23 protein-coding genes and 1 tRNA gene are annotated in these 22,554 nt (G+C 58.8%); 4 read left to right on the top strand and 20 right to left on the bottom strand.

The window, feature by feature from the left end; translation table 11 throughout:
* Positions 1–13: 13 nt before the first annotated feature.
* From AB4N47_RS14530 to AB4N47_RS14560, 7 genes are all read right to left on the bottom strand, one after another.
* On the bottom strand, positions 14–181 hold the full coding sequence (locus tag AB4N47_RS14530; protein ID WP_016773805.1) for a hypothetical protein: 168 nt from the start codon (positions 179–181) through the stop codon (positions 14–16).
* 118 nt (positions 182–299) lie between these two features.
* On the bottom strand, positions 300–719 hold the full coding sequence (locus tag AB4N47_RS14535; RefSeq protein WP_024012287.1) for a YMGG-like glycine zipper-containing protein: 420 nt from the start codon (positions 717–719) through the stop codon (positions 300–302).
* Positions 720–854: 135 nt separating this feature from the next.
* Entirely contained in the window at positions 855–1,226 is a 372-nt protein-coding gene (locus tag AB4N47_RS14540) for a bacteriocin (protein WP_341639485.1), read from the bottom strand.
* A 300-nt stretch (positions 1,227–1,526) separates the two neighbouring features.
* Entirely contained in the window at positions 1,527–1,715 is a 189-nt protein-coding gene (locus AB4N47_RS14545) for a hypothetical protein (protein ID WP_341639484.1), read from the bottom strand.
* Positions 1,716–1,879: 164 nt separating this feature from the next.
* Positions 1,880–2,491 carry an adenylyl-sulfate kinase gene (cysC, locus tag AB4N47_RS14550; RefSeq protein WP_341639483.1) on the bottom strand — a complete coding sequence of 204 codons (612 nt, stop codon included), beginning with the start codon at positions 2,489–2,491 and terminating at the stop codon, positions 1,880–1,882.
* Positions 2,492–2,594: 103 nt separating this feature from the next.
* Positions 2,595–4,058: a hypothetical protein gene (locus AB4N47_RS14555; RefSeq protein WP_341639482.1), complete on the bottom strand. Its 1,464-nt coding sequence runs from the start codon at positions 4,056–4,058 to the stop codon at positions 2,595–2,597.
* 234 nt (positions 4,059–4,292) lie between these two features.
* Positions 4,293–4,382, bottom strand: a tRNA-Ser gene (locus AB4N47_RS14560).
* A gap of 297 nt (positions 4,383–4,679) precedes the next feature.
* On the opposite strand from AB4N47_RS14560, the gene AB4N47_RS14565 reads away from it, so the two are divergent.
* The 3 genes from AB4N47_RS14565 to AB4N47_RS14575 all read left to right on the top strand — a co-directional run bounded on the left by AB4N47_RS14565 (position 4,680) and on the right by AB4N47_RS14575 (position 7,417).
* On the top strand, positions 4,680–5,369 hold the full coding sequence (locus tag AB4N47_RS14565; protein WP_076566844.1) for a crotonase/enoyl-CoA hydratase family protein: 690 nt from the start codon (positions 4,680–4,682) through the stop codon (positions 5,367–5,369).
* A 221-nt stretch (positions 5,370–5,590) separates the two neighbouring features.
* Positions 5,591–6,313, top strand: coding sequence for a 1-acylglycerol-3-phosphate O-acyltransferase (locus AB4N47_RS14570; protein ID WP_341639481.1), 723 nt, complete (start codon positions 5,591–5,593; stop codon positions 6,311–6,313).
* A gap of 132 nt (positions 6,314–6,445) precedes the next feature.
* Positions 6,446–7,417 (top strand): magnesium and cobalt transport protein CorA, encoded by a 972-nt coding sequence (locus AB4N47_RS14575; protein WP_016773794.1) that lies wholly within the window; start codon positions 6,446–6,448, stop codon positions 7,415–7,417.
* A 69-nt stretch (positions 7,418–7,486) separates the two neighbouring features.
* On the opposite strand, the gene AB4N47_RS14580 is transcribed toward AB4N47_RS14575, so the two are convergent.
* The 3 genes from AB4N47_RS14580 to AB4N47_RS14590 form a co-directional block, all read right to left on the bottom strand.
* Positions 7,487–8,215 carry an amidotransferase gene (locus AB4N47_RS14580; protein ID WP_130887530.1) on the bottom strand — a complete coding sequence of 243 codons (729 nt, stop codon included), beginning with the start codon at positions 8,213–8,215 and terminating at the stop codon, positions 7,487–7,489.
* A 92-nt stretch (positions 8,216–8,307) separates the two neighbouring features.
* A complete protein-coding gene (locus AB4N47_RS14585; RefSeq protein WP_341639480.1) occupies positions 8,308–10,452 on the bottom strand; it encodes a 3-hydroxyacyl-CoA dehydrogenase NAD-binding domain-containing protein in 2,145 nt (714 codons plus the stop codon).
* A 24-nt stretch (positions 10,453–10,476) separates the two neighbouring features.
* Complete coding sequence (locus AB4N47_RS14590; protein ID WP_341639479.1) at positions 10,477–11,682, bottom strand: acetyl-CoA C-acetyltransferase; 1,206 nt, start codon at positions 11,680–11,682, stop codon at positions 10,477–10,479.
* A 577-nt stretch (positions 11,683–12,259) separates the two neighbouring features.
* Between AB4N47_RS14590 and AB4N47_RS14595 the strand changes: the two genes are divergently transcribed.
* Positions 12,260–13,081 carry a c-type cytochrome gene (locus AB4N47_RS14595; RefSeq protein ID WP_341639488.1) on the top strand — a complete coding sequence of 274 codons (822 nt, stop codon included), beginning with the start codon at positions 12,260–12,262 and terminating at the stop codon, positions 13,079–13,081.
* A gap of 121 nt (positions 13,082–13,202) precedes the next feature.
* Here the strand turns inward: AB4N47_RS14595 and AB4N47_RS14600 are convergent, their stop codons facing one another.
* The 10 genes from AB4N47_RS14600 to AB4N47_RS14645 form a co-directional block, all read right to left on the bottom strand.
* Positions 13,203–14,006, bottom strand: coding sequence for a transglutaminase family protein (locus AB4N47_RS14600; RefSeq protein ID WP_016773789.1), 804 nt, complete (start codon positions 14,004–14,006; stop codon positions 13,203–13,205).
* Positions 14,003–14,953, bottom strand: coding sequence for an alpha-E domain-containing protein (locus AB4N47_RS14605; protein WP_016773788.1), 951 nt, complete (start codon positions 14,951–14,953; stop codon positions 14,003–14,005). Before AB4N47_RS14605 ends, AB4N47_RS14600 begins: the two co-directional genes overlap by 4 nt.
* Positions 14,954–14,965: 12 nt before the next feature.
* Positions 14,966–16,375: a circularly permuted type 2 ATP-grasp protein gene (locus tag AB4N47_RS14610; protein ID WP_341639478.1), complete on the bottom strand. Its 1,410-nt coding sequence runs from the start codon at positions 16,373–16,375 to the stop codon at positions 14,966–14,968.
* Between the two features lie 477 nt (positions 16,376–16,852).
* Positions 16,853–17,200, bottom strand: a complete 348-nt coding sequence (locus AB4N47_RS14615) for a ribonuclease E inhibitor RraB (RefSeq protein ID WP_003223226.1) — start codon at positions 17,198–17,200, stop codon at positions 16,853–16,855.
* Between the two features lie 209 nt (positions 17,201–17,409).
* Positions 17,410–17,643 carry a hypothetical protein gene (locus AB4N47_RS14620; RefSeq protein WP_016773786.1) on the bottom strand — a complete coding sequence of 78 codons (234 nt, stop codon included), beginning with the start codon at positions 17,641–17,643 and terminating at the stop codon, positions 17,410–17,412.
* A gap of 289 nt (positions 17,644–17,932) precedes the next feature.
* Entirely contained in the window at positions 17,933–18,808 is an 876-nt protein-coding gene (speE, locus tag AB4N47_RS14625) for a polyamine aminopropyltransferase (RefSeq protein WP_016773785.1), read from the bottom strand.
* A gap of 241 nt (positions 18,809–19,049) precedes the next feature.
* On the bottom strand, positions 19,050–19,241 hold the full coding sequence (locus tag AB4N47_RS14630; RefSeq protein WP_016773784.1) for a PLDc N-terminal domain-containing protein: 192 nt from the start codon (positions 19,239–19,241) through the stop codon (positions 19,050–19,052).
* Between the two features lie 71 nt (positions 19,242–19,312).
* Positions 19,313–19,843 (bottom strand): hypothetical protein, encoded by a 531-nt coding sequence (locus tag AB4N47_RS14635; protein ID WP_341639477.1) that lies wholly within the window; start codon positions 19,841–19,843, stop codon positions 19,313–19,315.
* An 80-nt stretch (positions 19,844–19,923) separates the two neighbouring features.
* Entirely contained in the window at positions 19,924–20,442 is a 519-nt protein-coding gene (locus tag AB4N47_RS14640; protein ID WP_039763836.1) for an ankyrin repeat domain-containing protein, read from the bottom strand.
* A 95-nt stretch (positions 20,443–20,537) separates the two neighbouring features.
* The gene (locus AB4N47_RS14645; RefSeq protein WP_341639476.1) at positions 20,538–22,376 is read right to left on the bottom strand and encodes a long-chain-acyl-CoA synthetase; all 1,839 of its coding nucleotides are present in this window, start codon (positions 22,374–22,376) and stop codon (positions 20,538–20,540) included.
* Positions 22,377–22,554: the final 178 nt, after the last annotated feature.

Genomic DNA, 22,554 nt, shown 5'->3' on the forward strand with positions numbered 1-22,554 from the left:
AAATTCATATTGATCACTGCTCATCCCCGTCCTCCTCATACTCCATATCCGCCTCATCCGCATCATTCAACGGCACCGTCGCATCATCCATCAGCGACCCGGGATCTTCATTCCCCGGATCATTGATAAAGGGTAATCCACTCGGGCCCTTCTCTTCTTTGCCTTCGGTTTCGGGAGTCATGGCGCACCTCTTGAGCGTGTGGGATGTATCACTTTCGAAAAGCCCTATCGCCAATCGTTCCTCTGCCGGACGGCCAGACACGAAAAACCCGGCGCCAGACCGGGTTTTCGTTGATCAATCAGCGATGTTTATTTTTGTGTTTGTTCTTGTGCTTGTGGCCACCGGAATGAGATCCGCCGTCGTCGTCGCCAAGATTGTTACCTACCGCGCCGCCTGCTGCGCCGCCCAGGCCCGCGCCGATGGCAGAGCCGGTGGAGCCGCCGAGGCTGTTGCCGACGACCGAGCCGCCTGCCGCGCCAAGGCCGCCGCCAATCGCGGCTTCGGTGCGGTTGCGTTTGTTCGCGCCTACGGCGCTGCCGGCGGCGCCGCCGACACCTGCGCCGACCGCTGCGCCCGTGCTGCCGCCGAGTTGTCCGCCAACCACATTACCCAGCGCACCGCCGAGACCACCGCCTACGGCAGCGGTGCCGTCTCCGGCCGCCATCGCGCCCTGCGCCACGACCAAGCCAAAAAACAGTGCAGATAATGACAATCGCATATGAACCTCGCAGTTCCCGAATCGGGACAGTCCGCCCAAGCGGGGCGTATGCAGATTGGAGATGATTTCGCACGAAACGTTCAGCCATGAAAAAGCCCGACATCGAGTCGGGCTTCTTCTCACAGGCCATCAGTCTCAGTGGCGCTTGTGACCTTTGCCCAGGTTGCTGCCGACGGCACCGCCGGCCGCGCCGCCCAGACCTGCACCGATGGTGGCGCCGTTGCGGCCGCCCAGGCTGTTGCCGATCACCGAACCACCGGCTGCACCGACACCGCCGCCAATGGCCGCTTTGGTACGGCTGCCCTTGCGTGCGGCGACGGCACTGCCCGCTGCACCCGCAACGCCAGCGCCAATGGCGGCACCGGTGCTGCCGCCCATTTTCTGACCGACCACGTTACCCAGCGCGCCACCCAGGCCACCGCCCAGCGCTGCGGTGCCGTCACCGGCAGCCATTGCACCTTGAGCAACCAGAACGCCAAGAACCAGAGCAGGCAGTGTTAAACGCATGACGAAAACCTCAAATAAACGGGATGACGAGAAGGAGCGGGATTTAATGCGCTCGGCGCAGGAAAGTCCAGACGCCGGCGACAGCGTCGATTGGACCGCGATCAGGGAAAAGGTTTTATGCCGGGCAAAAAAAAGCCCGCTGGGGAGACGGGCTGGAGACTTGCTTTCTAACGGATGGCTTCACACTACGTTGGCCAACGTGAAAAGTTTGTGAAAAAAAACCGACATTAATGTCAATGCCCGCCCCCTCATTCTTGCGCCCATAAAAAACCCCGTTCAGTGACGGGGTACTGGATGAAATCACTTTCTGGTCCTTGCCGTGACCTTGGGCAGGAATTTCGATTTCGGCCCTTTCGGGGCTGTAGATTTGATTTTGCCGATGCTGACCGGATCCTCGCCAAACCCCGACTGATACTCCGACTGACCGCAGCGCACACAGTTGTTGAATGAAAACTCAGCGCCATCATCTTCGATAAATGGACCTGCCATAGCCTCTCCCCTGCGGAACCGGGCCGATACCGGCAAAACTGTTTTGCCTGGAAAATATCGACCTCCGAGGATTTTGAGACTAGCCGGTCATTCCGGGACTAGCCGCACACAAAGCTTGGTCTCCGACGAGCGGAGGATCCGCCCCGAGTAGCACAATTGGAGCCCTATCGCCCAAGACCGATGGCCTTGGAGACGATGTCCTCTACGCAGGCCGAGACTGACATTTGGCTTGCATCGAAAACCAATGCGGGAGACTCAGGCACCTCGTAAGGTGCGCTGACCCCCGTAAACTCCGGGATCAGACCAGCGCGGGCCTTGCGATAAAGTCCCTTCGGATCCAGCCGCTCACATACATCGAGTGGCGTGTTCAGATAGACCTCGAGAAAACGCTCGTCGCCAATGATGGATCGGGCTTTTTCACGGCTCAGTCTGGTCGGAGAAATACATGCCACCATCACGGAGATACCCGCGTCATTCATCAAACGCGCTACTTCAGCGATACGGCGAATATTTTCGGAGCGATCCTCAGCACTGAAACCCAAGTCGCTGCAAAGTCCGTGACGAACATTATCGCCATCCAGCACGAAGGCAGGCTTGCCACTTTCGATCAGCATTTTTTCAATCGCGAACGCCAGCGTCGATTTGCCTGAACCGCTCAATCCGGTAAACCAAATGGTAAAAGGCTTCTGCGCCACGACACGCTCTCGATCACTGGGAGCAACTTGCGTAGGGTGCAAAACGACATTCTCAGGCACGCTGTTTTTTTCGCTTGTCATACGCATCCTCATCTCGCGTAGAGTCTGAGTTCAAAAACGTTAGTCTTGAGCGGCAACTCGCCGCTCAAAAGCCGTAGATCGGGCCAGATATAATGATCGACCGCTATTCGATAAACCGGCTGATAGTCGAACCGATCCAGCGAATACCCAATGAGCCCTCGAGAAAAGGCAGCCTGGCTGCGTCTACTGTAAGACGCCATTCGTCATTCAGATAAAATTCCAGGCCTGCCTCACTCGCTACCACGCGAACGTCACCTCTATGAGGAAGTCCCGTAACCTGCACATCGGGCTCGGGATTCCAGTGCGCGCCATCATTTGTCCAAAGTACCAGTCCGGCCTCGACATCATTGATAGGCTGTATCAGCAGTGCGTTCATATCCGTGTCACCGCCACTGCCCTGATAAGTCACCACCGCAACGTGAGAATCGGTAGATGGCGTGTCCAACGAATAACTGAACGCTAGGCTGCGTTGTGCTTGCGAAACGTCTTCGGTCTTCTTGATCAGACACAGGTTACCGAGGATAGCCTCTTTGCCGCCGTCTTCGAGTGTCTTAGGCACGCCGTAGACGAGTTCCACGCCAGCCCACTCCTGCTGAATGTTTTTCGAACGCTGGCAAGCAGCCAGACGCTCTTCAGACTTACGGTTGAACAGACTTCGCTCGAACAACTCCGATACAAACGGAAAAGTATGGCCGTGGTGTGCATAGTCTTTTACGTTCAACAAGCGAACTTCGTTGACGGCGCCGTAAGGACCAAGGCAGATGTAGTCCAGTGCTCTATAGGTGCCCCGTTCCAGAACCCACAAACCGCTCATGGAACTGCGGCGCAAATCACGTCCGGTCATCTGGCTTTCTCCCACCAGCATAATGTCGGACGAAACCGCCAGGCCTCGCGTATAGATTGGACTCCCCGACTCCCAGAGAACTTCGTTGCTTTCCAGATCGATCAGCGCACCGATATTGCTGTGGCAGGCAATTTTCTGCCCTTCGTCCGATACCCACACATTGTGCAGGCCCGTACGTCGCTCAATGGGCTTGACACTGACCATCTCCAATGCCGGATAAGTCAGTACTGCCATTAACGAACCGTTATGGTGGCCGTGAGCGATGACATAAAGATGACCATCTTTTTCGAATACGGAATTGAGATGATCGCCGGTGATTTCTTCCAGTGAAAGACGATCCCAGCGAACGTTGCTCAGCCGCTTTTCCTGAAAATGCCCGGGCTTTTCCAGGTCGAACACAGTGATCGCGTTACGTCCGGTGTTGGTACACACCACGCGACCGTCAGATGCGCAGAGCAACTGGTGTGGTTCCGAGAGAAAGGTTTCGGAATGGAAATTGCCGTGCGAAAGAAATCCCACTTCTGAGGTAGCGTAGGTCTGAATGTCCTTCAGCTTTACGTTATCCAGCCCAGAGTGGCTGAGCACAAAATCCTTGCCGCCCGGAAACCATGAAATGCCGTAATATTCAGTGCGATCGTTCTCGAGCGGAATAACTTTTCTGGAATGCACCTCGACGAGGAGCAAATATCCTGTGGTCGCAACGACTGCAAATAGCGGTTCCACTACTCTCTACCTCAGAAATGTAAATCTCGACCCTTTTTGATGCAGCGAGTGACGCAGAGCCATGAATTCGGCCATTCTAACTGGTCAGTACAATAGTTCAATGCCAACAAAACCGGATTTCGGCCCCCGCGCGCAGCTGATCGATGCGCAGCAAATGATGCCCGAGCAATTTTCGAACACGCAGAAAGCAAAAAACCCGACTTCTTTCGAAGTCGGGTTTTTTGATATTCAATTTGGCGGTGAAGGAGAGATTCGAACTCTCGATACAGTTTCCTGTATACACACTTTCCAGGCGTGCTCCTTAAGCCACTCGGACACTTCACCGTATCTCTGCAGACATGTTCTGTCTGTCGAGGCGCGCTAATGTAGTCGAAAGCTTTTCCGATGGCAAACTTTTTTTGAGAATTTTCATGCGCTTAAGAGAGGCCGCCGCGCTCAGCCAGAGCGGACGATGGCTAACCCGCCAATCTCGGGTAAGCCGTGCGCTTCCTTTTATAGCAGGCAACAAGCGCGCGACGCTGGCCGAAGCGCAAAACGGTGACTGGCAGGTCAGTCACGGCGCTTTACCTGGCCTGCGGCGGTGGGTAACGTCTGCCCATCTTTCTAATAAGGAATAGCGTCATGAGCGAGTTGATTGCCTACCACCTCGAAGACGGTATCGCGACCCTGACCCTGAACAATGGCAAGGTCAACGCGATTTCTCCGGATGTGATTGCGGCGTTTAACGCGGCGCTGGATCAGGCGGTGGCGGATCGCGCGGTGGTGATCATTACCGGGCAGCCGGGGATTCTCTCCGGTGGTTATGACCTCAAGGTGATGACCGCCGGCCCGAAAGAAGCCGTTGCGCTGGTGACAGCCGGTTCGACGCTGGCCCGCCGCCTGCTCTCTCACCCGTTCCCGGTGATCGTTGCTTGCCCGGGACACGCTGTGGCCAAGGGTGCTTTCCTGCTGTTGTCCGCCGATTACCGCATCGGTGTCGATGGCCCGTTCAGCATCGGTCTGAACGAAGTGCAAATCGGCATGACCATGCACCACGCCGGTATCGAGCTGGCGCGTGATCGCTTGCGGCGTTCGGCTTTCCATCGCTCGGTGATCAATGGCGAGATGTTCGATCCGCAAAGTGCCGTTGATGCAGGCTTCCTCGACAAAGTCGTCACAGCCGAAGAATTGCAGGGCGCCGCGCTGGCTGCCGCGCGGCAGTTGAAGAAGATCAACATGCTCGCGCACAAGAACACCAAGCTGAAAGTGCGCAAGCAACTGCTGGAAACTCTTGACGACGCCATCCTGCAGGATCAGCAACATCTGGGGTGACTCGTCCAGGATCTGCCTGTAAGTGAATAGCCCGACCCTCGTGTCGGGCTTTTTCTTACGTCACACGTCGAAGATTCGCGGAAAGCTCTAGGACGCGCCTGACAGGCAAGACTGAAATATGCGCTTAAACATCGGCCATCTCCGGACTCTATAGCGGCAATTGCCGAAAACAGTGCACATCCGTACACTGCGCCACCTTTTGTCCCGGTGGGCCTGCAAAAATGCTGTTTGTGTTTCGTATGTTGTTGATGGGCCTGCACTTTATTCTGGCCGGCGTGCTCGGCGTGATCCTTGGACTGTGCCGCCCGTTCAACCCGGACAACAGCCGACTGTGCGCCCGCCTCTACGCTTTGCCGGCGATGTGTATCTTGCGTTTGCGGGTCAGGTCCGAGGTCAACGGCTTGATGAACAAGCCCGACAGTTGCGTGATCATTGCCAACCATCAGTCCAACTACGATCTGTTCGTCTTCGGCAATGTCGTCCCCCGCCGCACCGTGTGTATCGGCAAGAAAAGCCTGAAGTGGGTGCCGTTGTTCGGCCAGTTGTTCTGGCTGGCCGGCAATGTGTTGATCGACCGTGGCAATGCGCACAAGGCGCGGCAGTCGATGCTGACGACCACCCACACCTTGCAGAATGAAGACACCTCGATCTGGGTGTTTCCGGAAGGCACCCGCAACCTCGGTAAAGATTTGTTGCCGTTCAAGAAAGGCGCGTTCCAGATGGCAATTGCCGCCGGCGTGCCGATCGTTCCGGTGTGCGTGAGCAGCTATATAAAACACATGCGCCTGAATCGCTGGCGCAGCGGCAACGTTCTCATACGTTCCTTGCCGGCGATTCCTACAGTCGGATTGACCATGGATGACATGCCTATGCTGATCGAGCGATGCCGCGAGCAGATGCGCGAGTGCATCGAATCGATGGATCGGCAACTGCAAGCCACGTGAAACCAAACCCGCCCTGTGCGGGTTTTCTTTTGCCGGCTGAACTGTAGAAGTTTCACTGACTCTCAAGCAGCGACACGGCTAAGCTGAAGCTTTGCTCCCCTGCCATCTGCCAAGAAGAAGTGAATCACCACCATGGGTCGAGTTGTTGCTGCTGCGGTGTACAGCGAGGGTAAGAAAGTCACCAATATTGCGCTGGACGAAGGTGCTGCCTGGGCGGCCAAACCCGGCCACTTCGTCTGGATCGGCCTGGAAGAACCGGACGCACAGGAATTATCCAACCTGCAACGTCAGTTCAACTTGCATGAACTGGCCATCGAAGACGCGCTGGAAAAACACAGCCGACCGAAACTGGAAACCTTTGGTGACGCTCTGTTTATCGTCACCTACTCGCCGGTCCGCGAAAACGGCGTTTTGCAATTCATCGAAACGCATATTTTCGCTGGCAGGGGTTACATCATCACTGCTCGCAACGGCCACTCCGCGTCGTATGCCTATGTGCGCCAACGCTGTGAAGCGCGCCCGCTGTTGCTTGAGCACGGGGAGGATTTCGTCCTGTATGCGCTGCTCGATTTCGTCATCGAAAATTATCAGCCGGTGGGCGAAGCGATCCACGCCGAGATCGATGAGCTGGAGCGCAACGTCTTGTGTAGCGCCCTCAACGAGCGAGACATTCAGAAGCTGCACGGTCTGCGCCGTGACGTGGTGCGCTTGCGCCGGTATGCGGCGCCAATGGTGGAAATCGGCGAAGAGCTGCAAAAGCTCAGTTTCCCGTTCATCGACAAGAACATGCGTCCGTACTTTCGCGATGTGCAGATTCACGTGACCCGGCAGATGGAAGACCTGAGCACGCTGGCGGACATTGCCAGCCAGACCATCGAGATTGGCGTGTTGCTCGAGGCATCACGGCAGAGCGTGGTGCAGCGCAAGTTTGCGGCGTGGGCGGCGATTCTGGCGTTCCCGACTGCGGTAGCGGGGATCTACGGGATGAATTTCCAGAACATGCCGGAATTGACCTGGCACTACGGTTATTTTGCGGTGCTGGGGTTTATTGCGGTGGGGTGTGTGAGTTTGTGGGCGAGCTTCAAGCGGTCGGGGTGGCTGTAGCCGGGACCGCGTTGCCCCGGCAATTCGCGAGCAGCCTCGCTCCCACAGGGATTGTGGGGGCAGGCCCTTTCAGCGTTGAGCCGTTTCTGGCTTGTGCGCCACGAACCGCATCATCCACTCCGCAACCGTAGCGCCATGATGCTCCTGCTCAAGGCTCGCGACACCCTTGCTGTAGATCTGCGAACCCAGCGCTTCCTGGCGCAGATCGAGCAGCGCGCGCGAATAATCGTGAATGAATTCCGGGTGGCCCTGGAAGCACAGCACTTGATCGTTGATGTGATACGCCGCGAACGGGCAGAAATCGCTGGAGGCGATCACAGTCGCGTTTTCCGGTAGTTCGGTGACCTGATCCTGGTGGCTGATCAACAGTGTCAGCTCTTCGCGCACCGGGCTCATCCACGGCGCCTTGGCTGCCAGCTGGTAGCTGTGAGTGCCGACACCCCAGCCTTGGGATGCACGCTCGCTCTTGCCACCAAGCAGCAGTGCCAGCAATTGATGACCGAAACACACGCCGAGCAATTTGTCGCCGCGTTCGTAGCGATTCAAAAGGTAGGTCTTGAGGGTCTGGATCCACGGATCCGTGCCGAACGAATCGGCCTTGCTGCCAGTGACCAGGTACGCATCGAAAGTCTCATCGTCACTTGGATACTCACCCTTCACCACGTTATAGACAGTGAACTCAGCGGCAATCGGTTGCTGCGAGAACAGGCGCTGGAACATCTGCCCATAGCCCTGATATTGGTCAATCAGTTCGGGCCGCAGGATGTCGGTTTCGAGAATGCAGATGCGCAGCGACATAAAAAATACCTGACACGTGATGGGAATAATGAACACCCCAGAGCCTGCCTTGAAACACGTGGCCAAAGCAAGCCCCGAAATGCTCGCTGGCCTTAGAACATTTCACCTTTCGCCGCTTTGTCCAGCAGCAGCGCTGGCGGGGTATAGCGCTCGCCGTACTGCTCGGCCAGATACTGCGCGCGGGCGATGAAGTCCTTCAGGCCATACTGGTTGATGAACTGCAGCGCCCCGCCGGTCCACGCGGCGAAACCGATGCCGAAGATCGAGCCGACGTTGGCATCCGCCGTCGAGGTCAGCACGCCCTCCGCCACACAGCGCACGGTTTCGATGGCCTGCACAAACAACAGCCGATCACGCACATCCTTCGCAGAGATCTGTCCGTCTGCCTTCTCGAAGCGAGTTTTCAGCTCCGGCCATAAATGCTTCTGGGCACCGGCTGGATACTCATAAAAACCGCCTCCGGCAGCTTTACCCGCTCGCTTGAATTCATTGAGCATCAAGTCAATCACGGCAAAGGCCGGGTGCTCAATCAGCGGTTTCCCTTCAGCCTGTAGGTCCTTGGCCGTCTGTTGACGGATATGGCTCATCAGGCTGAGGGAAACTTCGTCGGAGATTGCCAGAGGCCCGACCGGCATCCCGGCCTTGCGCGCTTCGGTCTCGATCATCGGCGCACTGACGCCCTCGCCGAGCATGGCAATGCCTTCGTTGGTGAACGTGCCGAACACCCGCGAGGTAAAGAAGCCGCGACTGTCGTTGACCACGATCGGAGTTTTCTTGATTTGCAGAACGAAATCGAAACCGCGAGCGAGAGTTTCGGCGCTGGTCTGCGCGCCCTTGATGATTTCCACCAGCGGCATTTTTTCTACCGGACTGAAGAAATGCAGGCCGATGAATTTGCTTTGATCGGGCACCGCCGTCGCCAGACCGGTGATCGGCAGCGTCGACGTATTGGAAGCAATGACCGCTTCGCCGCCCACGACCTGTTGCGCGGCGGCGGACACCCTGGCTTTGAGTTGGCGATCCTCGAACACCGCTTCGATGATCAGATCGCAACCGGCCAGATCGGCATCACTTTCGCTCGCAACGATTCGCGCCAGCACCGCTTCGCGCCGTTCGGCAGTCATTTGGCCACGGGTAACTTTCTTGTCCAGCAGCGCTGCGGAATGCGCTTTGCCCTTCTCGGCAGCGGCAAGGTTGATGTCCTTGAGGACGACGTCGATACCGGCCGAGGCGCTGACGAACGCGATGCCTGCGCCCATCATTCCGGCGCCGAGCACACCGACTTTGCGGGTTTTATAGGGCGCAAAACCTTGCGGCCTGGAACCGCCGGCGTTGATCTCGTTCAACTGGAACCAGAACGTACCGATCAGGTTTTTTGAGATTTGCCCGGTCGTCAGCTCGGTGAAGTAGCGGGTTTCGATCAGGTGCGCGGTGTCGAAATCGACCTGAGCGCCCTCCACCGCCGCGCACAGAATCTTCTCCGGCGCCGGCAGAGTGCCTTGGGTTTTCGCGCGCAGGATCGACGGCGCAATCGCCAGCATCTGCGCTACTTTCGGGTTCGATGGCGTGCCGCCAGGAATCTGGTAACCCTTGACGTCCCAGCGCTGCACTGCCGCCGGATTGGCGAGAATCCAGGCGCGCGCCTTGGCCAGCAGCTCATCGCGATCCGCTGCCAAGTCATCAATCAGCCCGGCCTGCAACGCCTGTTGCGGGCGCACCTTCTTGCCTTCAAGCAAGTACGGCAGCGCTTTTTCGATGCCGAGCATGCGCACCATGCGCACCACCCCGCCGCCGCCCGGCAACAGGCCAAGGGTCACTTCCGGTAGACCGAGTTGCACCGAGGCGTCATCAACAGCAATGCGGTGGTGACAGGCCAGACAGATCTCCCAGCCGCCGCCCAGCGCAGCACCGTTGATCGCCGCGACCACCGGTTTGCCGAGGGTTTCCAGGCTGCGCAATTGCGCCTTGAGGGTCAGCACCATGTCGTAGAAAGCTTTGGCTTCGGGCTTGCCGACCTTGATCAGTTCATTGAGGTCGCCGCCGGCAAAAAAGGTTTTCTTCGCCGAGGTGATGATCACTCCGGCAATGCTGTCTTTCTCGACCAGCAAGCGGGCGACGCAAGCGGCCATGGCCTCGCGGTACACGGCGTTCATGGTGTTGGCGCTCTGGCCCGGCATATCCATGGTCAGCACGACGATACCGTCCTGGCCTTTTTCGTAACGAATGGCTTCGCTCATAACAGGTTTCCTTGAAGTCGGGGCTCAGAGGCGTTCGATGATGGTGGCAATGCCCATGCCGCCGCCGACACACAGCGTCGCCAGGCCGTAGCGCAGATGCCGCGCTTCCAGTTCATCAAGCAGGGTGCCGAGGATCGCGCAACCGGTGGCGCCCAGCGGGTGGCCCATGGCGATCGAGCCGCCGTTGACGTTGACCTTGCCTGGATCGACGGCCATGTCCTTGATGAACTTCAATACCACCGAGGCAAACGCTTCGTTGACCTCGAACAGATCGATGTCCTCCACCCGCAGTCCGGCCTTGGCCAGCGCTTTGCGGGTCGCCGGCGCCGGGCCGGTGAGCATGATGGTCGGGTCGGTACTGGTGACGGCCGTGGCAACGATGCGCGCACGAGGCTGCAGCCCCAACGCGCGGCCCTTGGCTTCGGAGCCGATGAGCATCAGCGCCGCACCGTCGACAATCCCGGAACTGTTGCCCGGCGTGTGCACATGGTTGATCCGCTCGACATGGCTGTAGACCCGCAACGCCGTGGCGTCAAAGCCCATTTGCCCGATCATTTCGAAACTCGGCTTGAGCTTGCCCAGGCCTTCGAGGGTCGATTCGGCGCGGATAAATTCATCGTGATCAAGCAGGATGATGCCGTTCTGATCCTGTACTGGCACCAGCGACTTGTTGAAGGAGCCGTCGGCCCGCGCTCTTGCGCCTTTTTGCTGCGAGTGCAGCGCGTAGGCATCGACGTCCTGCCGGCTGAAGCCTTCGAGGGTGGCGATCAGATCGGCGCCGACCCCTTGCGGGGTGAAATGGCTGTGCAGGTTGGTCTGAGGGTCCAGCGCCCAGGCGCCACCATCGCTGCCCATTGGCACCCGCGACATCGACTCGACGCCGCCAACCACCACCAGATCCTCGAAGCCCGAGCGCACTTTCATCGCGCCAAGATTCACCGCTTCCAGACCCGAAGCACAGAAACGGTTGATCTGCACACCGGCGACGCTGACGTCCCAGTCTGCCACTTGCACCGCCGTCTTGGCGATGTCCGAGCCTTGATCGCCGATCGGCGTGACGCAGCCGAGGACGACATCATCGACCTGACTGGTGTCCAGCGCGGTGCGCGCCTGCAACGCGCTCAGCAAACCGGCCACCAGGTTGACCGGCTTCACGCTGTGCAGCGCACCGTCTGCCTTGCCTTTGCCACGCGGGGTGCGCAACGCATCGAAAATCAAAGCTTCAGTCATGACGTCCTCGAACCTGATTTATTGTCACTTCACTTTCGCCCTGTGCCGGCTGGCAAGCAATGACCACATTGCTCAAAGCGCTTGACGCGCACGCTCAGACGGACGGTCATCCGTCATCAGGTGAACCGGTTCAGGTAACCGAGTTGTCTAGCCAGCGGGCGGCAAAGAAGCTGGCAATACGCCTCATGCCGTTTTAAGAGCTTTTGCAAAGAACTCCATATGAAATGGATCTAAGCGAAGGGAGACGCGGGCTCTAAGGTGAAGATGTACGCCATCGTCGTCGGGTTTTGCCGAGACGGGCGTCCTTCAACAGGAAGTGCAACGCGTGCCGTCAGGGATATGCAGTCAGGCATGCATCAGGAAATAACAATAAAGGCGGTCAAGCCATGTTCAAACAACCGAAAGTACGTCAAGCAGGACTCATTCTTTTCGCCACGACGCTGTTGTTGATCTTGCCGAATCTGACCAAGGTCATCGGCTGATTCAAACGTCGCGTGCTGTATATCGCCACTGAAAATGTGACTGGCCCGCTACCCGGGCCAGCGTGGTTGTGCCAACCTTTGCGCACTCCCACGACATGGATGGCGATCATTTGAAAACGCTCATTGCGCTCGGTGCCTTGCTGCTGAGCTTGCCCTTGTCTGCCGCACAACTGGATCTGCAGTTGGGCGCAAACAGCCGCACCTGGCAGACCCAAGAGCTGCTCGAACATCCTCAGGTGCAAACCCTCACGATCAACAATGATGTTTCCTACAAGAAGGACATGACCTATCAGGCCGTGCCGCTGGCCGCATTGCTGACGGGGGTCAAGCCGGAGGATCACTTGCAGGCGGTGGCGCTGGATGGCTTTGCCGCAGAGTTGGCCGCTGCGCCCTTGCTGAACAAGGACGGCGCACGCGCATGGCTGGCAATCGAGGACCCGGCGCGGCCGTGGCCACCGCTGTCTGCCGGCAAGCACAGCGCCGGGCCGTTCTATCTGGTCTGGACCGATCCGCAGGCCGGTAATATCAGCCCCGAACAGTGGCCGTTCGAAGTCGCCAGCATCAAGCTGATGGCGCCAGTGGCCCAACGCTTTCCTGCCCTGCTGCCCGATCCTGCCTTGAAGGCCGATGATCCGGTGAACAAGGGTTTTGCCCTGTTTCAGAAAAACTGCCTGGCCTGCCACCGGCTGAATGGTGCCGGAGACGCGCAGTTCGGGCCGGATCTGAATATTCCGTATAGCCCGACCGAGTATTTCGGGGCGGATTTCTTGAAGCGCTACATCCGCGATCCGCAGAGTTTGCGTCAGTGGCCACAAGCGAAGATGCCGGGGTTTTCCGCGCAGGTGTTGCCGGATGGAGACCTGGAAATGCTGGTGGGCTATCTCAAACACATGGCCGGCCGCAAAGTTAAGCCGTAAGCCTTAGGGTGTTATTACTGGCCTCTTCGCTCGCAAGCCAGCTCCCACAGGGTATGCGCAGAGTTCGAATCAGCGGTCATCCTGTGGGAGCTGGCTTGCCAGCGATAGCGGTATCCCGAAGCTATTGTTGCTGCACGGAAATAACCGGCGTCGGCGAGACGAACACCTTCGCATGCATCTGCTCGCAACCGCCGCCCCGGCGCATACCGCGGACCGGGCAGGCATCGAGATAATCCAGGCCCACCGCCAGCTTCAAGTGTCGCTCCGGGCGCGCCAGTTGGTTGGTCACGTCGAAGCTGTACCAGGCGTCATCCAGCCACGCTTCTGCCCAGGCATGACTGGCCAGATGCTCGCAATCTTCGCTGTACAGATAACCCGACACGTAACGCGACGGCACGCCGAGGCTGCGCGCGCAGGCCAGAAACGCATGGGTATGATCCTGACAAACCCCGGCGCGACCGGCGAAAGCTTCGGCGGCGCTGGTGTCGACTTCAGTCGAGCCCGGCGTGTAGGTCATGTGCTGATTCAGACCGTGCATCAAGTCGATCAGCGCGGTGCGATCACGCCGTTGCTTGCAGTTCTTCGCGGCAAATTCGCGCAAGGCTTCGTCGGCTTCGGTCAGGCGCGTGAAGCGCAGGAACGGCAGCGCCGACTGGCTCTCATGTTCGGCCTCGCGCAATTCGTCAATATCGACCTGACCACGGGCGCCGATGATGATCGCTTCGTGGGGCTCGTCCATGGTCAGCACATGCAGAATGTTGCCGAACGGATCGAGCTGCGCACGCACCGGACGCGGCAGGTCGAGTTGCCAACTGAGGACATGCTGGCGCTCGCTGTCGTGGGGCGTCAGGCGCAGGTACTGGATGCTCGCGCGCACCTGATCTTCGTAGTGATAGGTGGTCTCGTGGCTTATGGAAAGTCTCATGCAGCCTCCAGATAGGAACTGTGAATGGCGTTGCCCAACTGGCGCACCAGCGGGATGAATTCGGTCAGCCAGGCGTGCAGGCCTTCTTCGAGGATTTCGTTGATGCCGGTGTAGCGCAGGCGCGCGTCCATTTCCGCCGCCAGGCGTTGTGCCGGTCGGCCGTTGGCGCCTGGCAGTTGCGCGAGGATCTGGTCGATTTCTTCGGTACAGGCACGCAGCGAACGCGGCACGTCGGCGCGCAACAGCAGCAGTTCGGCGACATGCCGGGCGCCGGGCGCGTCGCGGTAGATTTCGGTGTATGCCTCGAATGAGGACAAGGCGCGCAGCAGCGCACTCCATTGGTAATAGGCGTGCGCCGTGCCGTCGCTGACTGCTTCGGCCTGATCGCCGGCCATTTCGTAACGGGCATCGAGCAGGCGCAGCGTGTTGTCCGCGCGCTCGATAAACGTGCCCAGACGAATAAAGCGAAACGCGTCGTTGCGCATGATCGTGCCGTATGAGGCGCCACGAAACAGGTGCGAACGTTCCTTGATCCATTCACAGAAACGACTCATGCCATAGCGGCTCAAGCCCTGTTCGGCAATGCCGCGAATTTCCAGCCAGGTCGCGTTGATGTTTTCCCACATGTCCGCGGTGATTCGCCCGCGTACCGCATGAGCACTGGCCCGCGCTGCACCAAGGCAGCTGTAGATACTGGCCGGGTTGGCCGCATCCAGTGCGAAGAAATGCAGCAGGCGCTCTGCGTGGAGGTCGCCGTGGCGTTCAAGGTAATCGTCCAGGGTGCCGGTGATCAGCAACGGCATGGCGAGTTCGTGCAGACCGTCGCCGCGCCCGTCCTGCGGCATCAGCGACAGCGAATAACTGATGTCGAGCATGCGCGCGAGATTCTCCGCACGCTCCAGGTAACGCGACATCCAGTACAGATCCGAGGCAGTTCTACTTAACATGGCAAGCTTCCTTCAATCCTCGACTACCCAGGTGTCCTTGGTGCCGCCGCCCTGGGAGGAATTCACCACCAGGGAGCCTTCACGCAACGCGACACGGGTCAAACCGCCAGGCACCACACGGGTTTCGCGACCGGACAACACAAACGGACGCAAATCGATATGGCGCGGTGCAATGCCGTTTTCGACAAAGGTCGGACAGGTCGATAGCGACAGCGTCGGCTGCGCGATGTAGGCATGGGGTTTGGCTTTGATGCGCTCACGAAAGGCATCGATTTCCGCCGTCGTCGCGGCCGGCCCGACCAGCATCCCGTAACCGCCGGAACCTTGGGTTTCCTTGACCACCAGTTCCGGAAGATTGGCCAGCACATGGGACAGCTCGGACGGGTTGCGGCACTGCCAGGTCGGCACGTTTTTCAGAATCGGTTCTTCGTCGAGGTAGAAGCGGATCATGTCGGTGACAAACGGGTACACCGATTTATCGTCCGCCACTCCGGTGCCGATTGCGTTGGCCAGCACCACATTGCCGGAACGATAGGACGACAGCAGCCCCGGCACGCCGAGCATCGAGTCCGGGTTGAATGCCAGCGGATCGAGGAAGGCGTCGTCGAGCCGGCGGTAGATCACGTCGACCGCTTTCGGGCCGTCAGTGGTGCGCATGAAGACTTTGTCGTCACGCACGAACAGATCTGCACCTTCGACCAGTTCCACGCCCATTTCCCGCGCCAGAAAGGCATGTTCGAAGAACGCGCTGTTGAAGCGTCCCGGCGTCAGCACCACCACGCTGGGATTGTCGATCGGGCTTGAGCTCTTGAGAGTGTCGAGCAGCAGATTGGGGTAGTGATCGATCGGGGCGATGCGCTGGGCGGCGAACAGTTCGGGAAACAGGCGCATCATCATTTTGCGGTCTTCGAGCATGTAGCTGACGCCGCTGGGTGTGCGCAGGTTGTCTTCGAGAACGTAATAAGTGCCATCGCCATCGCGCACCAGATCGACGCCGGAGATGTGCGAATAGATATCGCGGTGCAGATCCAGACCTTGCATCGCCAACTGGTATTGCTCGTTGGCCAGCACCTGTTCGGCGGGAATGATCCCGGCCTTGATGATGCGCTGCTCGTGGTAGAGGTCGGCGAGAAACATGTTCAACGCCTTGACCCGCTGAATGCAGCCGCGCTCGACAATCCGCCATTCACTGGCCGGAATGCTGCGAGGAATGGTGTCGAACGGAATCAGGCGCTCGGTGCCCTGCTCGTCGCCATAGAGCGTGAAGGTGATCCCGGCACGGTGGAACAGCAGATCGGCCTCGCGGCGGCGCTGCGCGAGCAGCTCGTCGGGCGTATCGGCCAGCCAGCGGGCAAATTCCCGGTAATGCGGGCGGACCAGGCCGCCGGCATCGTACATCTCGTCAAAATAGGTGCGGATCATGCCGTACTCCTTGTCACTCCGGACATACAGGCCTTCGCAAGGCCCGTGCCATCGGCATAAACGCTTTGATTTCAATCGGTTGTAGATCCACGCCGAAGGCTGCGCACCATTCCTGTGCGGCAAATGCCCCGGCCCGATTGCCCCCGCTTCATTGCGACGCACTGCATCGCCTATCACCAGCATAGTCAGAGTTGATTTCACTGCCCGGCCGCGACTGCGGATAATCCGCGCATTCGCTGCAAAACTTCCCCGGCACGCCGCCGCAAAGTAGACAGCTCAACTGATCTGAACTGCCTTGGCAGCCCCGTCCCGACAGGACTTTATTGCATACCCGTCTTCCCTTTTAGCCACCCTCTCCGGTGGCTTTTTTTTGCCCTGGATTCTTGTTTCAGGGTTTTGCCACTGCGATGTGCAGAAGCCAGAAACGACAACGGCCGACCCGAAGGTCAGCCGTTGCCCGACAGACAATGCGCAATATCAATTCAACCGGTAACGATTGCGCACCTCCTGCTTCACGCCCCAACCCTCGATAATGCCGCCCAGCGGTTCGACCACGGCAGAAAAGCCTTGCTCGAAATCGCCGATATCGTCATAGGTTGCGTACATCACTTTGCTCAATTCCAGCGACCAGGCGCCGTCGTCGCGCGCACTGACTTGGGCATTGATGGATTCACCGCGAAATTTGCCTGCTGCCCTGCGCGCCCGCTCCTCGTCCGGGAAAATCGCGTAGAACTCGATGGGATGGAACCGGGAAAAATCGAAACCGCCTTCTTTCATGCGGCGCAGAACGTTGCTGCTGATGTCTTCTTGATAGGCTGTGCTCATGAATCGTCCCCCTCGATTGATGGATAGACTTTCCGTATTCCCGCCCCGGGCCTTTTGGCCTAAGTACTACGGCAACGTGGTTGCGCGCGGGAAACAAGCATGTAGCTGACAAGACCAGACCTTAGCGATCCATTCGCTGATCTCGCTTGCAGAGTAGCCCCAAGAGAGCGCCGCTGCCAAGGCCTGGTTTACGAGATGACAGGAAGTGTTCAGACAGGAGTGATGCTGCGGATTTCGATGCCGTTCTGGGTCTTGAGGTTTTTCACCCCGGCATCGGCGGTGCGCCCTTCCAGATCGTTGAGATCCAGCTGGGCGGCGACCGGAAGAAGCCGCTCTTTGACGAGCCGCGCGGCTTCATCATCGGACGGGCATTCCTCACGTTCGAAGACTTCATCGACAATTTCACCGTGATCATCCACGAAAGTGACTTTCCACTTTTGCATCAGTGCCTCCTCGATCAACCCGTAAATGGGCTTACCTCTATCTCGACTTTTTTCCGCGACAGTTGGTTCAAAAGGATTACAGCCGACAACGGTGAAAATAACCATCCGATCGATAGGGCGGACTCTGTGGCGTGGGGATTTCTCCCCGTCCGGCTGCGCAGCAGTCGTAATCCCCGCCCATTGCGGTTTAACGGAGACACCGCGCAGGCCGGTTCAGGGATGCTGCGCATCCCAACGGCGATAAATCCCCTCGCCGCAAGAGCTCCCTTGTAGAGTGACGTCAAGGTGATCAGTCGTTGCTCGGCTTGTTGACCGCTTGCAGCACGTATTGCGGCAAGGCGAACGCGCCGATGTGGATTTCCGGGTTGTAGTAACGGGTGACGATGCCGCTGCCGATGAAGCGCTGTTGCAGGGTTTCACGGCTGAGCTTGCGGTAGGCCGGGTTGGTCGAGCCCCAGGCGAAGGTCATCGAACCGCCGATGTAGGTCGGCACGGCGGCCTGATAGAAATGCCAGTCCGGGAACAGGCTGCGCAGGCGACCGGCGGTGGTTTTGACTTCGTCGATCTGCATGAACGGCGTGCCGTTCTGAGTGACGAGAATGCCGCCTTCGTTCAGGCAGCGGTGGCATGCCTGGTAGAAGTTCTCCGAGAACAGCACTTCGCCCGGGCCGATCGGGTCGGTGGAGTCGGAGATGATCACGTCGAATTTTTCAGTGGTGGTGGCGACGAAACGCATGCCGTCATCGATCACCAGGTTCAGGCGCGGATCGTCGTAGGCACCGGCGGAATGGTTCGGCAGGAATTCCTTGCACATGTCGACCACGGTGCCGTCGATCTCGACCATGGTGATGTGCTCGACGCCGGCGTGCTTGGTCACTTCGCGCAACATGCCGCCGTCACCACCGCCGATGATCAGCACGCGCTTGGCAGTGCCATGGGCGAGGATCGGCACGTGGGTGAGCATTTCGTGGTAGATGAATTCGTCGGCTTCGGTGGTCTGGATCACGCCGTCCAGCGCCATGACGCGGCCCATGCGCGGGTTCTGGAAGATCACCAGATGCTGGTGTTCGGTGCGCACTTCGTGCAGCAGTTTTTCCATGCGAAAACGCTGGCCGTAGCCTTCGTAGAGGGTTTCCAGGTACTCGCTGGTCTTGGTGACGGTCATGGTCAAGTGCTCCGATAAATGCGCGGGCGCCATCGTGGGGACGATTGCCCGGGAAAGGCGCGCATTCTACGTTGCCGAAGATGACAGGTCGAACCTCAGGTTGTTTTTTACCAGCGCAAATTACTGTGGGAGCGAGCCTGCTTGCGAAAGCGCAGCATCAGTTGCCGGTGATGGCGACTGACCCAACGTCTTCGCGAGCAGGCTCGCTCCCACAGGGATGACCGTGTGATCGAAAATCAGCTCAGATCCGGACGTTGCCCCGTGGCCCGGCAATCGCCCAGATGATCAGGCCCAGCACCGGCAGGAGGATGATCAGCAACACCCAGACGATTTTCATTCCGGTGGAGGCGCCGCTTTTCAGCACGTTGATGATGGCCCAGATGTCGAGGGCAAGGATGATCAGGCCAATCAGACCGTTGAACGTGGAACCCATGGTGTCGCTCCAGAATAGTGGCATGCACTTTTAGGATAGACGGTCGCGCGCAGGGTTCCCTTTTATTGCGTTCAGACGTGAACAGCAACCTTCAAGGCTTCCAGCGCTGGCGCGGCGGCGATGCCAACCTCGGCGCATAACTCCAGCACGCGGGGCACGTCGTTGCCGTAGACCAGGACCATTTGTTGCTCATCGTCGAGCAACTGGCTGAAGTTCATCAACGTGTAACCGCCGTTCTCCTTGTTCAGGCTGCTCATCTGCACCTGAATACGGTTGAGTGCGGTCAGTGCTTCGGTCTTGACCAGTTGTTTGGGCTTGAGATTGAAATCGACGCCCGGGCCAAACGAGGCAACGATTTGTGCGAACAGATCGACGTAGGTATCGGCCTGAAACAGCACGGTTTCCGGCAGGCTGCCGACCACTACCCACTCACCCAGCGGGATCGGGAAAGTGTCGTCGTAGTTGATGTCCGGATTGGCGGCCAGAAAAGCCTCGGCATCGGCGTAGGCCTGAGCGGCTTCGTCGGCCACCTTCAGGATCTCGTCCTCGCCCATGCAGCCGGAGCTGATTTTGCTGATGAGTTCGACGAGTGCGGCTTTCATGAGGGCGGATCCTGTGGCGGAGGTGAATTTTCAGGGCGCGAAGGATAGCGCATTCTGCCCTTCGCCACAGTCCGTGGACTTTACGCCAGCAACTTTTCCAGCTGCGCGGTGGTATCGACTGCGCCCATGGTCCGCGCCGCATCCAGCGCGGTCACGCCGTTGGCGTCCTTGGCTTTCGGGTCAGCGCCCTGGCCGATCAGGTAGTCGACGATTTCAACGCGGTTGAACATTGCCGCCATCATCAGCGCGGTACGGCCGTCGAAGGAAGAACCTTCGATTTCGGCGCCCGCCTCGACCAGCGCCTTGACCACCGCCAGATCGCCCTTGAACGCAGCGCCGGCAATCGGGCTCTGGCCGTTGCCATTGCGCATTTCCGGATCGGCCTTGTGTTTAAGCAGGACCTTCACCGCATCGACATGGCCGTAGTAGCTGGCGAGCATCAACAAGGTGTCGCCCTTGCTGTTTTTCAGGTTCACCGGCAGCCCGGCGGTGACCAGGCGATCAAGCATCTCGGCATCACCGTCGCGCGCCTTGTTGAAAACCTGCTCGGTGAATTCGGCAGCTTCTTCAGGGGTCATCTGGCGGCTTTGGTCGGACATGGGGCACTCCATTTCGGTCTATCGGAAAGCCGACAGTTTCCCGAGCGCGACGGTGGCTGTCACTCGGTTTTTTCCGAGCGTCCCGATAGCCACACTCAATATCGATGTTTGCCCTGTTGAATTTCAGCGAGGATTTGCTCACTGACATGCACATAGGTTTCGCTGCCCGGCAGCCAGGCGAAGATCGGGTCATCGCCGGTGAGCCCGGGGTCAAAGCCTTCTGTTTTCAAGCGTGTCTTCTGATATTTGAAGGTCCCGGTGGTTTCCATTTTCACTTTCACCCGCAAGAACAACGGCACGGCATAAGCCGGCATGCGTTGCCGGACGAAACTCAGCAGTTCAGCGAAATCCAGCGTGGCCAAGGATTCGGCGGGAGTAATTGCAGCCATCCCCGCACGCCCGTTGGTGTTGGGGATTTCCACACCGTAGGCCACGGCTTCAGCGATCAGCGGATGTTGCAGCAACAAATTCTCGACTTCGGTGGTCGACACGTTTTCACCCTTCCAGCGATAGGTATCGCCGAGGCGATCAACAAATTGCGCATGGCCGAAACCGATATTGCGCAGCAGGTCGCCGGTGTTGAAAAAGCGATCGCCCTTGTTGAACACATCGTGGAGGACGACGCGGGCGGTTTTCTGCGGGTCGGTGTAACCGTCCAGCGGTGCCTTGTCGTCGATCCGCGCCAGCAGCAGGCCCTGCTCGCCCTTGCCGACCTTGCGCATGAAACCATCATCGCCGCGCAATGGCTCGCCACTGTCATGGTCGTAAGCGACCAGTTCCCACGCCATCAGCGAAAAACCGACGGTGTTGTCGAAATTGAGGATGTTGGTGAAACCGATGTTGCCGTCGCTCGCCGCGTACAGCTCACAAATGTGCTCGACGGCAAAACGCGTCTTGAACTCGGCCCAGGCACCAGGACGCAAACCATTGCCGATCATCTTGCGCACGTCGTGGCGGCTGTCATCGGCGCTGACCGGTTGCTCGACCAGGTAGCGACACAGCTCACCGACATAGCCGATGGTGGTTGCGCGATAGCGGCGCACGTCACCCCAGAACTGGCTGGCGCTGAACTTGCGGCGGATGGCGAAACCCGAGGCGCCGTTGATCGCCGATCCCCAGCACACGCACAGACCCGTGGCGTGATACAGCGGCAAGGTGCAGTAAACGACATCATCCGGGCGCATATCGAGGGCGATCATGCCGAAGCTCGCTGAACTGCGCATCCAGCGTCCATGCTTGAAAACACCGGCCTTGGGCAGGCCGGTGGTGCCGGAGGTGTAGATGTAGAAACACGGATCGTCGAAGAAAATTTGCGCGCTGCTCGGCGGGTTATCGCTACTGGCGTCAGCACTGGCGCTGATCAGATTGACGTAGCCCTCAGGCGCGATGCCCGGATGGCTGTGGGTGTCCTGATCGGCGACGAACCAGGTGCGCGGCGCTGCGATCGCAACCTGATCACGCACGGCGGCATAGGCAGCGGTCAGTTCTTCGCCAACCACAATAGCCACCGGCGCAACCAGATTGATGCTGTGAACAAGCGTGTCGCGCATCAACGAGGTATTGAGCAGCGCACTCACCGCGCCGAGCTTGGCCAGCGCCAGGATTGTCACCAGTAATTCCGCACGGTTCTCGATAAACACCGCGACCACATCGCCCTTGCCGATGCCTTGCTCGCTCAGGTAATGCGCAATGCGATTGGCCCACTGATTGACCTGTGTATAGGTCAACGCCACGTCGCCCTGCAACAACGCCACACCATCGGGATTGCGCAGCGTCGCCTGCTCGAACGTCCAGCCCAGGCCGCACGTTTGGGTCGGATCCGTGACGTTGGCCACCTTCATGCCTTTGACCACCCGGGGGATGGCCTTGGCGATCATCGGCAGTTTGCGGAGCATCATGCCCCAGGTAATCGTGTCGCTTGGTGCGTGACGCATGAAAGCTCCCCGTTCGATCTTGACGTGCAGACCGCTGTTCTTGTTATCGGGTAATGACTGCGACCGACGCGTTTACGCCGTGGGTCGAGAAGGAAAGTACGTCAGTGCTCGCGGGGCTGTACACGCGGTTTTTGCAATGATTTGTATCCCGTCGCGCCTTCGGGGAAGAGCGGATTCT

This window comes from Pseudomonas sp. S3_G06 (assembly GCF_054667565.1).

Bases quoted from the DNA above. Each gene is read 5' to 3' on its own strand.
- AB4N47_RS14610 (WP_341639478.1), bottom strand. From the start codon at position 16,375: ATGATCCGCACCTATTTTGACGAGATGTACGATGCCGGCGGCCTGGTC.
- AB4N47_RS14530 (WP_016773805.1), bottom strand. From the start codon at position 181: ATGACTCCCGAAACCGAAGGCAAAGAAGAGAAGGGCCCGAGTGGATTA.
- AB4N47_RS14600 (WP_016773789.1), bottom strand. From the start codon at position 14,006: ATGAGACTTTCCATAAGCCACGAGACCACCTATCACTACGAAGATCAG.
- AB4N47_RS14595 (WP_341639488.1), top strand. From the start codon at position 12,260: ATGGATGGCGATCATTTGAAAACGCTCATTGCGCTCGGTGCCTTGCTG.
- AB4N47_RS14565 (WP_076566844.1), top strand. From the start codon at position 4,680: ATGAGCGAGTTGATTGCCTACCACCTCGAAGACGGTATCGCGACCCTG.
- AB4N47_RS14580 (WP_130887530.1), bottom strand. From the start codon at position 8,215: ATGTCGCTGCGCATCTGCATTCTCGAAACCGACATCCTGCGGCCCGAA.
- AB4N47_RS14545 (WP_341639484.1), bottom strand. From the start codon at position 1,715: ATGGCAGGTCCATTTATCGAAGATGATGGCGCTGAGTTTTCATTCAAC.
- AB4N47_RS14570 (WP_341639481.1), top strand. From the start codon at position 5,591: ATGCTGTTTGTGTTTCGTATGTTGTTGATGGGCCTGCACTTTATTCTG.
- speE (WP_016773785.1), bottom strand. From the start codon at position 18,808: ATGACCGTCACCAAGACCAGCGAGTACCTGGAAACCCTCTACGAAGGC.
- AB4N47_RS14640 (WP_039763836.1), bottom strand. From the start codon at position 20,442: ATGTCCGACCAAAGCCGCCAGATGACCCCTGAAGAAGCTGCCGAATTC.
- AB4N47_RS14590 (WP_341639479.1), bottom strand. From the start codon at position 11,682: ATGACTGAAGCTTTGATTTTCGATGCGTTGCGCACCCCGCGTGGCAAA.
- AB4N47_RS14575 (WP_016773794.1), top strand. From the start codon at position 6,446: ATGGGTCGAGTTGTTGCTGCTGCGGTGTACAGCGAGGGTAAGAAAGTC.
- AB4N47_RS14605 (WP_016773788.1), bottom strand. From the start codon at position 14,953: ATGTTAAGTAGAACTGCCTCGGATCTGTACTGGATGTCGCGTTACCTG.
- AB4N47_RS14585 (WP_341639480.1), bottom strand. From the start codon at position 10,452: ATGAGCGAAGCCATTCGTTACGAAAAAGGCCAGGACGGTATCGTCGTG.
- cysC (WP_341639483.1), bottom strand. From the start codon at position 2,491: ATGACAAGCGAAAAAAACAGCGTGCCTGAGAATGTCGTTTTGCACCCT.
- AB4N47_RS14620 (WP_016773786.1), bottom strand. From the start codon at position 17,643: ATGCAAAAGTGGAAAGTCACTTTCGTGGATGATCACGGTGAAATTGTC.
- AB4N47_RS14645 (WP_341639476.1), bottom strand. From the start codon at position 22,376: ATGCGTCACGCACCAAGCGACACGATTACCTGGGGCATGATGCTCCGC.
- AB4N47_RS14615 (WP_003223226.1), bottom strand. From the start codon at position 17,200: ATGAGCACAGCCTATCAAGAAGACATCAGCAGCAACGTTCTGCGCCGC.
- AB4N47_RS14635 (WP_341639477.1), bottom strand. From the start codon at position 19,843: ATGAAAGCCGCACTCGTCGAACTCATCAGCAAAATCAGCTCCGGCTGC.
- AB4N47_RS14535 (WP_024012287.1), bottom strand. From the start codon at position 719: ATGCGATTGTCATTATCTGCACTGTTTTTTGGCTTGGTCGTGGCGCAG.
- AB4N47_RS14540 (WP_341639485.1), bottom strand. From the start codon at position 1,226: ATGCGTTTAACACTGCCTGCTCTGGTTCTTGGCGTTCTGGTTGCTCAA.
- AB4N47_RS14630 (WP_016773784.1), bottom strand. From the start codon at position 19,241: ATGGGTTCCACGTTCAACGGTCTGATTGGCCTGATCATCCTTGCCCTC.